Source organism: Clostridium tetani (assembly GCF_900167265.1).
GTDB lineage: Bacteria > Bacillota > Clostridia > Clostridiales > Clostridiaceae > Clostridium_G > Clostridium_G tetani.
Window position 1 is genome coordinate 12978 of the sequence record NZ_FUWT01000020.1, and the last position, 12532, is coordinate 25509.

A 12532-nucleotide genomic window follows, 5' to 3' on the forward strand; every position below is an offset into this window, starting at 1 on the left:
GGGAGGAATAAAAATGATTAATGGGAAAATAGCTAAAATATTAATAGTAGATGATGATCAAAATATATGTGAAGTAATAAAAATGTATTTAGAGAGTGCAGGATTCGATACAAGAGTTTGCCACGATGGAAAGGAATCACAAAGTATATTTATAGAATACAATCCAGATTTAGTTTTGCTAGATATAATGTTACCTAGCATGGACGGAATTGACGTTTTAAAATGGATTAGAAAGGAACATGAAACTCCGGTAATAATGCTAACAGCAAAAGGAGAAACTTTTGACAAAGTTCTAGGGCTGGAATTGGGAGCAGATGATTATATGGTAAAACCTTTTGAACCAAAAGAATTATTAGCCAGGGTAAAAGCTGTTTTAAGAAGATTTAATTCAGATAATGTAAGTAAGGAAGCATTACAGTTTAATGGTTTAACAATAGATATAGATTCATATACTGTTATATACAATGGAAAAGAAATAAAGATGCCTCCAAAGGAATTTGAATTATTGTATTATTTAGCTAGTAATAAAAACAGAGTTTTCACCAGAGAACAATTATTATGTGAGGTATGGGGATACGACTACCCAGGAGATTCTAGAACTGTAGATGTTCATATAAAAAGACTTAGAGAAAAGTTGGAAGAAGGTTCAAACTGGCAAATAGAGACTGTATGGGGTGTTGGGTATAAATTTGAGGTGAAATAATAAATGAAGAAAAGCTTATTTTCTAAACTTATAGCAACATTTACAGCTATTATAACTATTAGTTTTGTAGTAACAGCTGCTTTTTTATCTTATTGGTTTGAAGGATATTATTTTCAACAAAGAAAAAATCAATTGGTAAATGAATCGCAGTTTATAAGTGTAGCAGCTGTTAATTACCTAGAAGGTAATTTTACTAAAGATAGAATTACAGAGATTTTAAATAATATAGGAAATTATCTATCTACAAATATATGGCTGGCAGATAATTATGGAATAGTTTATGCAGTTTCCAATGATAAATATGATAATATAATTGGAAGACAGGTATTGATAGATGAATTAGATGAATTAAGGTTTGGTAATAGTATAGAAAAAAGGGAGGTTACATCACCTTTTTTAAATGTGCCTGTACATACCTTTGTTATACCTGTATTCTATAAGGATATGTTCAAAGGTTCAATTATAATGCATACATCCGTTGAAGAAATAAAAGAACCTTTAAAAAAAGTATATAATATAATATGGCTATCTGCCATATTAGCTATAATGTTCTCATTTTTTGTAATATATTATTTTTCACAAAGAATAATAATTAAGCCTTTAGAGAAAATTAACTATGTTGCAGATAAAATATCTAAAGGAGAAGTAGATAAGAGAGTTTTTGTAAATTCTGAAGATGAAATTGGGGATTTAGCTAATTCTTTTAATGCTATGGCAGAGTCTTTAGAAAAAATAGAGGAAAATAGAAGAAGTTTTATATCTAATGTGTCACATGAAATAAGATCACCTATAACATCCATAAAAGGATTTATAAGTGGTATTTTAGATGGAGTTATACCATCAGAAAAGCAAAATTATTACCTTGCATTAGCTTATGATGAAACCCAAAGACTCACTAGGTTAGTTAATGATTTGTTAGATTTATCTGCTATAGAGGCAGGACAGTTAAAACTAAGAATAGAGGAAGTTAATATAAATGAAATAATAAGATTAACAGTAATAAAATTTAAACCTTTAATAGACCGAAAGAATTTAGATGTAGATATTTGCTTACAGGAAGATGATTTATATGTAGTTGGAGATAAGGATAGATTATTCCAAGTTATGATAAATTTAATTGATAATGCCATAAAGTATACAGTAGAGAATGGAAAGGTAGAAGTAAGAACAAAATTAAAAGGAAATAAAGTATACGTATCTATATATAATTCAGGCAAGCATATACCAGAAGAGGATATAAAAAATGTATGGTCTAGATTTTATAAAGTAGATAAGTCAAGAACTTCTAAAGTAAGCACAGGACTGGGGCTTTCTATAGTTAGGAGTATACTAACTCAGTTAGGAGAAGATATTTGGGTTAAGAATGTAGATGCAGGAGTGTTGTTTACTTTTTCGTTAAAAAAAATATAAAATTTAATCCATTATTTAATTACAATTTGTTCATAGAAAAGTTAATTTATGATTGTATAATCTAGATATATTAGGAGGTGTAAATAATGGACGATTACAAATTTAACGAGATAAAAGATGTTAGATGGGAAAGCATAAACCCAGATGAGGGAAATATAAAATTTAGAAATAACAAAAGCCATAATAGAATAAAAAATTTCTTAAAATTAATAGTCTTTATTCTAATAGCCATTATTTCTGGTTCAATATCTGGATATTATGTTGTAGATAAAAAAATAAATGGTATAGAAAAAAATGAAAGTTATAAGGGAGCTCCTATAGTTAGCGAGAGAACTTCTGTTAATAACAGAGATAAAAATTCCATAACCAAGGTGGCTGAAAGTGTTGGACCGGCAGTAGTAGGCATAAGTAATAAGGGTGAAAATTTTTGGGGAGAAATTAATAAAGGTAGTGGGTCTGGAATAATTTTTAAACCAGATGGATATATAATAACAAATTTTCATGTTATAGAAGGAGCAAGTGAAGTTACAGTAAAATTATCAAGCGGAAAAGTTTTTCCTGCTAAGATTGTAGGATTTGATAAAAGATCTGATTTAGCTGTAATAAAGATAGAAGCCAATAATTTACCTACTGCTAAGTTTGGAGATTCATCTAAAGTAAGTGTAGGAGACTTGGCTATAGTAATAGGTAATCCATTAGGAGAAGAGTTTGCAGGGTCTGTTACAGCAGGTATAATAAGTGCTTTAAATAGAAGAGTGGAACATGGAGGAGCAATATACAAAGTATTGCAAACCGATGCAGCTATAAATCCAGGCAATAGCGGAGGAGCTTTATGCAACGAAAATGGTGAGGTAATAGGTATAAATAGTTTAAAAATAGGTGTAGCTGCTAATGCAGAAGGTATGGGATTTGCTATCAGTATAAATGAAGCTAAGGAAATAATAAATTCTCTTATGAATTATGGAAAAGTAAAAAGACCATCATTAGGTGTAAAGGGTCAACCGGTGGTTTCCAGAGATGGTAAGATAAAAGGATTTTATGTAAATGAAATTATACTTGGCTCAGGGGCAGCTAGATCTGGAATCAAGCCAACAGATGTTATTATAGAGTTAAATGGTAAAAAGGTTGAAAATTTTGATGATATAGCACAGATATTAGAACAACATAAAATAGGTGATACTGTTAAGTGTAAAGTTTGGAGAAATGGAGACACTAGAGAAGTTAATATTACCTTGTCAGAATTACAGGATTTTAATCAATAATAATATCACTAAAAAATAATAAAGAGACACGTTCTCTTTATTATTTTTTATGCTTAGTATAAAATATTACATAAGAAATGTAAAAATGGAGGAAGTATGATATGTTTTTATTAGTAGGACTAGGAAATCCAGGAAAGGAATATGAAAAAACCAGACATAATATAGGTTTTGAAGCTGTAGACAAAATAAGCTATGAGTATAATATTCCTATAAAAAGGGAAAGATTTAAAGGAGTATTTGGAGATGGACGTATATCAAATGAAAAAGTAATTCTCTTAAAACCAACCACATACATGAATCTTAGTGGAGAAAGTTTAAGGGAAATTATAGAATATTATAATATACCAATTACAAATGTAATAGTAATTTATGATGATGTAGATTTAGAAGTGGGAAGACTAAGAATAAGGACCAAAGGAAGTGCTGGTGGGCATAATGGAATTAAAAGTATTATATATAATTTAAACAGTGAAGATTTTATTAGATTAAGAATTGGGGTAGGAAAACCTCAAAGAGATATGGTATCTCATGTTTTAGGAAAGTTTGCGAAAGAAGATGAAAAGAATATAGAAGAAGTTTTAAAAATAATTCCTGAACTAGCTTATACAATAATTAACCAAGGACCACAAGAGGCTATGAATAAATACAATAATTTTAGAGCAGAGTAATTTTATTAATGAGGTGAATTTTATTATGAGATTAAATGGTATTCTAAAGCCATTAAAAGATAGTAAGGAATTTAAAGATATAAAAGATAATATAAAAAGTGAAGAATATCCCATAAATATAATAGGGCTTGAAGACTCTTCGAAGAGCTACTTAATTAAGGGAGTGTATGATGAAATAGACAAGCCTTTGTTAATACTTACTCATAGCGATATAGAAGCAAAAAATATTTATGAAGATTTATTCTTTTATGAAGCAAATGTACATTACTTTCCCAGCAAAGAAGTGGTCTTTTATAATGTAGATGCTATTTCTGGAGATTTAAGATGGGAAAGGTTAAAAATAATAAAACATATATTAGAACCGGGTAAAAAAATTATAGTTACGTCTATAGAATCAATAGCGCCGATATGTATACCATTAAATCTATATAAAGAGTATTTTTTTAAATTCTCTATAGGGGATGTAGTGGACTATAAAGACCTAAGTGAGAAACTTTTAAAATCAGGATATGATAGAGTGGATTTAGTATACAATAAAGCTCAATTTTCTATAAGAGGTGGGATATTAGATATATTTCCACCAACATCATCAGAACCTTATAGAATAGAATTTTTTGATAATGAAATAGATTCTATAAGGAATTTTAATACTGAATCTCAAAGAAGTATAGAAAAAGTAGATTGTATAGAAGTATTTCCAGCTAAGGAGATTATATTAAATAAAGAAAATATAGATTCTGCTTGTGAAAAAATTATGATGGATTTGAAAAAAGTTCGAAATAACTTAGATTCTTTAAATAATAAAGAATCTTTTGATAAGTTGAAGAATACCATTGATAAAAATATAGAAAGTTTAAAGGAAACATGGGGTTTTGAAACTATAGATAGTTATTTGCCATATTTATATGATACTACTACATCTTTTTTAAATTATTTTAAGGATTGCTTTGTGGTGGTAGATGATATACAGAGATGTCAAGGTAAACTAGATAGTGTATATTATGAATATTATGATAGCTATGATAGTTTTCTTAAAAGAGGAGACATACTTCCAAGGCAAGGAGAGTTATTAATACCAAAAGAAGATATATGGGAAGCATTAGAAGAAAGTAAAGTTATGACTTTAAGTGTATTACCTAAAAAAACAGATGTTTTAAAGGAAAGACAAACTGTTAATTTTAAGGAAATTACATCGCAAAATTATCAAGGACAAATTGATTTGCTTATAGAAGATATTGAAAAAAGAAAAGAGGAAAAATATAAGATAGTAATTCTTGCTGGTACTAGAGCCAGGGGAGAAAGACTTGTAGATACTTTAAGAGATAGAGGAATAGATAGTGTTTATAGGGATGTAATAGACAAAATTTTGCCAGGAGAAGTAGTTATAACCTTTGGAAGTCAAATAAAAGGTTATGAATATCCAGATTTTAAATTATGTATTATATCGGACAAAGAGGTATTTGGAGAAGCAAAAAGAAGAAAGAATAAAAAGCTTACTAATAAAAAAGGATTTAGTAGAATAAAGAGTTTTACAGATTTAAAGCCTGGAGATTATATAGTTCATGTAAATCATGGAATAGGAGTATATAAAGGAATTAAGCAATTAGAAGTTGGAGGGCATAGAAAAGATTATTTAGAACTAACATACTATGGCGATGACAAGCTTTATGTACCAGTGGAACAATTAGATATAGTACAAAAATATATAGGGGGAGAGGGAAAAACTCCTAAAATAAATAAGCTAGGCAATGCTGAATGGACAAAAACCAAGAATAAAGCTAAGAAGTCTATAGAGGAAATAGCCGAAGATTTAGTAAATCTGTATGCTGTTAGATCTACTTTAAAGGGGTATAAGTTTTCTAAAGATACAGTTTGGCAAAGACAATTTGAAGAAGAGTTTCCTCATGAAGAAACTCCAGATCAAATTACTGCTATAGAAGAGATAAAAAATGATATGCAATCAAATAGAACCATGGATAGATTACTTTGTGGAGATGTAGGGTATGGAAAAACAGAAGTAGCACTTAGGGCAGCTTTTAAATCAGTTATGGATGGTAAACAAGTAGCTTTCCTAGTTCCAACTACAATATTAGCCCAACAGCATTACAATAACTTATTAAAAAGATTTTCAGATTTCCCTATAAATATAGAAATGGTAAGTAGATTCAGAACATCAGCACAGCAAAATGCTACTATGAAGGCTTTAAAAGAAGGAAATATAGATATATTAATAGGAACTCATAGAATTTTGCAAAAGGATGTACAATTTAAAGATTTAGGTCTTTTAGTAATAGATGAAGAACAACGATTTGGTGTAAAACATAAGGAAAAGATAAAAGAATTTAAGAAAAATGTAGATGTACTTACACTTACTGCTACACCTATTCCAAGAACGCTACATATGTCATTAGTAGGGGTTAGAGATATAAGTATTATAGAGACACCTCCAGAAGATAGGTATCCTATACAAACCTATGTTGTTGAATATAACGATCAACTCATTAGAGATGCTATTTTAAGAGAACTAAATAGAGGTGGACAGATATATTTTGTATATAACAGAGTAGAAAATATAAAAGAAATTGCAACACATGTTTCTAAATTGGTGCCAGAAGCTAAAGTCGGAATAGCTCATGGTCAAATGAAAGAAAGAGAGTTAGAAAAGGTAGTAATGGATTTCATGAATAAGGAACATGATATATTGGTTGCTACTACCATAATTGAAACTGGCATGGACATACAAAATGTAAATACTATGATAATATATGATTCAGATAAAATGGGATTATCGCAACTATACCAATTAAGAGGAAGAGTTGGTAGAAGTAGTAGGATGGCTTATTGTTATTTAACTTATAAAAAAGATAAAATTTTAACAGAAGTAGCGGAGAAAAGATTAAAGGCAATAAAAGAGTTTACAGAATTAGGATCTGGATTTAAGATAGCTTTAAAGGATCTAGAAATAAGAGGAGCGGGAAATATGATGGGCTCATCTCAACATGGGCATATGGCTTCAATTGGATATGATTTATATTGTAAAATGCTAGAGGATACCATAAAAGAGAAAAAAGGAGAAAGAAAGAGAGAACCTATAGAAACTGCTGTGGAAATCAAAGTAGATGCATATATTCCTAATAATTATATAAAAGATGAAAGTCAGAAGATAGAGATATATAAAAAGATTGCTAGTATTAGCTCCTATGAGGATTATATGGATATACAAGAGGAGTTAGAGGATAGATATTCTAATATACCTTTATCTGTACAGAATCTTATGGATATAGCTTATATAAGAAGTATAGCAAAGGAACTTGGAATAGAGGAAATAAAGGAGAAAGGAGAAGAAGTATTAATACAATTCCAAAGCATAGAGGATTTAAATCAGAAAATGATGATAGATATAAAAACTAATTTTAATAGAATAGTTTCCTTTAAATTTGGCCAAAAAGCAACATTAGGGTACAGACTTGAAAGAATAAAAAAGGAAGATTTATTAAACAAATTGAAGGAATTTATTATATACTTAAAAGAACTGAAGGTTAAATAAAAAAATAAAAATAGCAAGTACAATTTAATATAGTATAATATTAATGTAATTTAATTATGAATTGGAGGAATAACCGTGAAACATTTGAAAAATAATACTAAAAAATTCACAGCACTACTTTTTGCATTGCTTTTCTCAATGTCAATAGCAGGATGCAATATGATAGAGAAAACACCTGAGGCTATAGAAAAAAGTCCTGTTGCTAAAGTTGGAAAGAAAACAATAACAAGAGGTGAATTAGATACATACCCTATATTAGCTGAACAACTAACAAAATTAAAGGAACAGTTTGGTGGAGATCTTTCAAAAAATGCTGAGATTAAGGATCAATTGATTCAATTTAAAAGTCAAGTGTTAGAACAAATGATACAAGAAGAAATAGTATTTGAAAAATCAGAAGAACTAAAGGTAGATAATGCTAAAGTGGAAAAAGAAGTAGAGAAAAATCTAAAGAATTTTATGGATCAAGGTTTCCAGGGAAATAAAGATAAATACAAAGAAGATTTAAAGAAAATGGGTACAACAGAAGAATCAATTAAAAGATTTTTCAAGGCACAGGTGATAACAGAAGAAGTTAGTAAACAAGTAGTAAAAGATGTAAAGGTAGATGATAATACCGCTAAAAAACACTATGAAGAAAGTAAATATACATTTACAGTAAATAAACCTACTTTTCATGCACAACATGTATTAGTGAAAACAGAAGAAGAAGCAAAGAAAGTTAAAGCAAGATTGGATAAAGGAGAAGATATAAAGAAAATTGCAAAAGAACTTTCTATAGATCCTAGTGCTAAAGAAAATTCAGGTGATTTAGGTAAAGCACCATATTCATCTATGGTTAAACCATTTGCAGATGCAATAGTAAAACTTAATAAAGGTGAAATATCTCAACCAGTAAAAAGTCAGTTTGGATATCATGTTATAAAGCTTATAGATAAGGATGAAGTTACATTTAAAGATTTTAATTCAGTAAAAGAGCAAATCAAAAAGGACCTATTAGAAACAGAGAAAAGAAAAGTATTTAATGAAAAAATTGAGCAATGGAAAAAAGAATTAAAAGTAGAAACAAAAAAATATGAAAAGAATATTATATAATAAAAACCCGGAATTTTTAAATTCCGGGTTTTTTAAATTACAAATGTGTATAAAATTTCATAAAAAGAAAGATAATATTACTACATCTTTTAAATATATTGAAGAGGAGGATATTAAATGAAAGCAACTGGAATAGTAAGGAGAATAGACGATCTTGGAAGAGTTGTTATACCAAAGGAAATAAGGAGGACATTAAGAATAAGAGAAGGAGATCCTTTAGAAATATTCACAGACAGAGAAGGAGGAGTCATATTAAAAAAATATTCACCTATAGGAGAGTTAAGTGAATTTTCTAAGGGTTATGCTGAATCTCTACAGCAAACTATAGGTAATATAGTTATTATTTGTGATAGAGATATGTTAATCTCTGTTAGTGGAGTTCAGAAAAAAGAATATATGGACAAAAAGATCAGCTTTGAATTAGAAAAGATTATAGAAGAAAGAAAAACTATTCTTATATCAAAGGAAAGAGAAATAATACCTCTTTATGATGATGAAGAATTTGAAGAAAAATATGCAACACAAGTTATATCACCAATAATAGCTGAAGGCGATGCAATTGGAGCTGTTATCATAGTTTCAAAGGATAAAGATGAGGAATTTGGAGAAGTGGAAATGAAACTAGCTGAAACTGCATCATCCTTCTTGGGAAAACAAATGGAACAATAAATAATACATATAAATTTATTGTTCATAAGAGGATTATTGACACAAAAACAATGAAATATTCAACAAAAGTAATAATATCTCCAAAATTCAAATAAGTATATTTATAAGGATTTTGGAGGTATTTATATTATGAAAAAACATTCTCTTATCAAAGGGACTTTTATTTTAGGAATAGCAGGAGTATTTGCGAAGTTCCTAGGATTATTTTTTAGATGGCCATTAATAATGTTAATAGGAGATGAAGGGATAGGTTATTATCAGATGGCATATCCTCTTTATTTATTTTTTATAGCAGTTTCTTCTGGAATACCTGTTGCTATATCAAAAATGGTATCAGAAAGAAATGCTATAGGAGACTATGAAGGTATAATACAAGTATTTAGGAAGTCATTAATACTAATGATATTTATTGGGGGAGGATTTACTGCAACAATATTAATATTATCTAAATCTATAGTTAGAATTTTTAATTGGGACTATAAATCTTATTATTCTCTTTTAGGAATTGCTATAGCACCTATTTTTATATCTATAATGAGTACCTTTAGGGGTTTTTTTCAAGGTATGCAAAATATGACACCTACAGCCATATCACAAATTATAGAACAACTAGGAAGAGTTATTATAGGAATAGGTTTAACTATAATATTACTTCCTAAAGGCATAGAGTTTGCCGCAGGTGGAGCTAGTTTAGGAGCTACGGCAGGAGCTGTTCTGGGTAATATATATTTGTATAGAAAGTATAGAAATATAAAATCAGAATTCAATATTAAGTTAATTAGAGATGATTTAGATATATTAAGTAAACTTATATATATATCTATACCTATATCTTTAGGGGCAACTGTAAGTAGTGTAATGAGTTTAATAGATTCAGCATTAGTTCCGGGAAAACTAGTACAAGGAGGATTAAGTTATAAAGAAGCTACCGTTCTATATGGACAACTTACAGGAAAAGCTTTTGTATTAGTTAATGTACCACTTACGGTTTCCATGGCTTTATGTACATCAATAGTACCTATAATAGCAGAATATTATATATTAAATAGAAGAAATGAGTTAGTACATAAAGTAAATCAAGCTATTAAATTTTCTACAGTTATATCTATACCAGCATTTATAGGTCTTTTTTTTCTATCAAAACCTATAATGTCTCTTTTATTTCTAGGAAATTATGAAGGAGCAAAAATTTTAAAGTATTTATCTATATCTATACCATTTATAGCATTATGTCAAACATTTACCTCTATATTACAAGGGGTAGGTGTATACATAATACCTGTAATAAACCTATTTATAGGATGTGTGGTCAAGTTTTTTATAACAAGATCATTAGTGCCAATAGAAATTATAAATGTATATGGTGCTGTTATAGGAACGATATTAGGCTATAGTATATCTACCATACTCAATATAATATGCATAAAAAGGATGTTGAAGGTAAAAATCCAATATAAAAAAGTAATATTAGCACCACTGTTAGCATCAATTATTATGATATTAGGAGTAATGACATCCTACAATCTTATTTATAAAATAACCTTAAAAAATTCTATTTCATGCTTAATCTCCATAATTTTTGGTATTATAATATATAGTATATTAGTTATAGTATTAAATATATTTGAATACAGAGACGTAAAAAATAAGCTATGGAAATACAAAAGGAGAGAAAAAAGATGATAAACATTGTAGGATTAGGACCTGGTTCTGAAGAGGCATTAACTTTGGGAACATTAAAACTTTTAAAGAATTGTAAAAATATATACCTTAGAACGGAAAAGCATCCAACTGTAGAGTATTTAAAGGAATTAAATATAAAATTTAAAACCTTTGATAACATCTATGAAAGTTCAAACAAATTTGATGATGTCTATAATTCTATAGCTATGGATATAATAAATGTATATAAAGAGCATGAGGATATAGTATATGCTGTTCCGGGTCATCCATTAGTAGCAGAAAAATCTGTAGAAAATTTAATAAAAATATGCAATGAAAATGATATACCTTTTAAAATTTTACCAGCAGTTAGTTTTATAGACTCAATATTAGAGAGTATGAAGATTGATCCTATAAATGGCATAAAGATAGTGGATGCTTTCAATATAAAGAATGAAATTCTAGATAAAAGAATAGGAACAATAGTAACTCAGGTATACGATAGATTTATAGCATCAGATGTTAAACTAGAATTAATGGATTATTACGGAGACGAGTATGAAATATTCTTTATAAGAGGAGCTGGAGTAGAGGGAGTAGAAAAAATAAAAAAGATTAAATTATTTGAGTTAGATAGGGAAGAGGATATAGACTATTTAACCTCTATATACATTCCAGAGGATAAACAAAATAATATAAAAGATTTTTATGAGTTATTAAATATAATGGATATATTAAGAGGGGATAATGGTTGCCCTTGGGATAGAGAACAAAGCCATGAAACTCTAAAAAGATACTTAATAGAGGAGAGTTATGAACTTATAGAAGCTATAGATAGTAAAGATGAAGATATGATAATAGAGGAGTTAGGAGATGTATTGTTTCAAATAGTATTTCACTGCCAAATAGCAAAGGAAGAAGGATATTTTAATATTAATAGTGTAATAGCTACTATTTGTAATAAAATGATAGATAGGCATCCTCATGTATTTAAAGATAAAATAGTTAACTCATCAGAACAAGTTTTAGATAATTGGGATAAGATAAAAAAGAAAGAAAAAGGATTTAAAACTTATACTGAAGAGTTAAAACATATAGCTAAAACTCTACCTGCATTAATGAGAGCGGAAAAAGTTCAAAAGAAAGCTGCAAAGGTAGGTTTTGATTGGGATAAAGTAGAAGATGCATTAGATAAGGTTTATGAAGAGCTAAATGAGGTAAAAGATGTATATAAAAATAAAAATAGGGAAAAAATATTAGAAGAAGTAGGAGATTTAACATTTTCAACAGTAAATGTTGCAAGATTCCTTGACATAGACCCAGAAAATGCTTTAAATTATACTATAGAGAAATTTATTAATCGATTTGAGTATATTGAAAGGTGTGCTTCCAAACAAGGTAAGAGTCTAAAAGACATGACTCTTCAAGAAATGGATAAGTTTTGGGAGGAAGCCAAAATAAAATAGCATTTTCTTAAAATTAATTCTTAAAAAAAGGAATTCTAAGACCATTGAAG

9 protein-coding genes are annotated in these 12532 nt (G+C 28.6%); all 9 read left to right on the forward strand.

Annotated features, from left to right (window positions below):
* The first annotated feature begins 13 nt into the window (after positions 1–13).
* The 9 genes from B5D21_RS12370 to yabN all read left to right on the forward strand — a co-directional run bounded on the left by B5D21_RS12370 (position 14) and on the right by yabN (position 12482).
* A complete protein-coding gene (locus tag B5D21_RS12370) occupies positions 14–703 on the forward strand; it encodes a response regulator transcription factor (RefSeq protein ID WP_171816078.1) in 690 nt (229 codons plus the stop codon).
* 3 nt (positions 704–706) lie between these two features.
* Positions 707–2113, forward strand: coding sequence for a sensor histidine kinase (locus B5D21_RS12375; RefSeq protein WP_011098510.1), 1407 nt, complete (start codon positions 707–709; stop codon positions 2111–2113).
* Positions 2114–2199: 86 nt separating this feature from the next.
* The gene (locus tag B5D21_RS12380) at positions 2200–3375 is read left to right on the forward strand and encodes a S1C family serine protease (RefSeq protein ID WP_011098511.1); all 1176 of its coding nucleotides are present in this window, start codon (positions 2200–2202) and stop codon (positions 3373–3375) included.
* Between the two features lie 101 nt (positions 3376–3476).
* Complete coding sequence (gene pth / locus B5D21_RS12385) at positions 3477–4043, forward strand: aminoacyl-tRNA hydrolase (RefSeq protein ID WP_011098512.1); 567 nt, start codon at positions 3477–3479, stop codon at positions 4041–4043.
* Between the two features lie 25 nt (positions 4044–4068).
* Positions 4069–7590 carry a transcription-repair coupling factor gene (mfd, locus tag B5D21_RS12390; protein ID WP_035127514.1) on the forward strand — a complete coding sequence of 1174 codons (3522 nt, stop codon included), beginning with the start codon at positions 4069–4071 and terminating at the stop codon, positions 7588–7590.
* Positions 7591–7665: 75 nt separating this feature from the next.
* A complete protein-coding gene (locus B5D21_RS12395) occupies positions 7666–8685 on the forward strand; it encodes a peptidylprolyl isomerase (protein ID WP_011098514.1) in 1020 nt (339 codons plus the stop codon).
* Between the two features lie 117 nt (positions 8686–8802).
* A complete protein-coding gene (spoVT, locus tag B5D21_RS12400) occupies positions 8803–9354 on the forward strand; it encodes a stage V sporulation protein T (protein ID WP_011098515.1) in 552 nt (183 codons plus the stop codon).
* Positions 9355–9483: 129 nt separating this feature from the next.
* Positions 9484–11037: a putative polysaccharide biosynthesis protein gene (locus B5D21_RS12405; RefSeq protein WP_011098516.1), complete on the forward strand. Its 1554-nt coding sequence runs from the start codon at positions 9484–9486 to the stop codon at positions 11035–11037.
* Positions 11034–12482, forward strand: coding sequence for a bifunctional methyltransferase/pyrophosphohydrolase YabN (yabN, locus tag B5D21_RS12410; protein WP_035110642.1), 1449 nt, complete (start codon positions 11034–11036; stop codon positions 12480–12482). Before B5D21_RS12405 ends, yabN begins: the two co-directional genes overlap by 4 nt.
* The last annotated feature ends 50 nt before the right edge of the window (positions 12483–12532 follow it).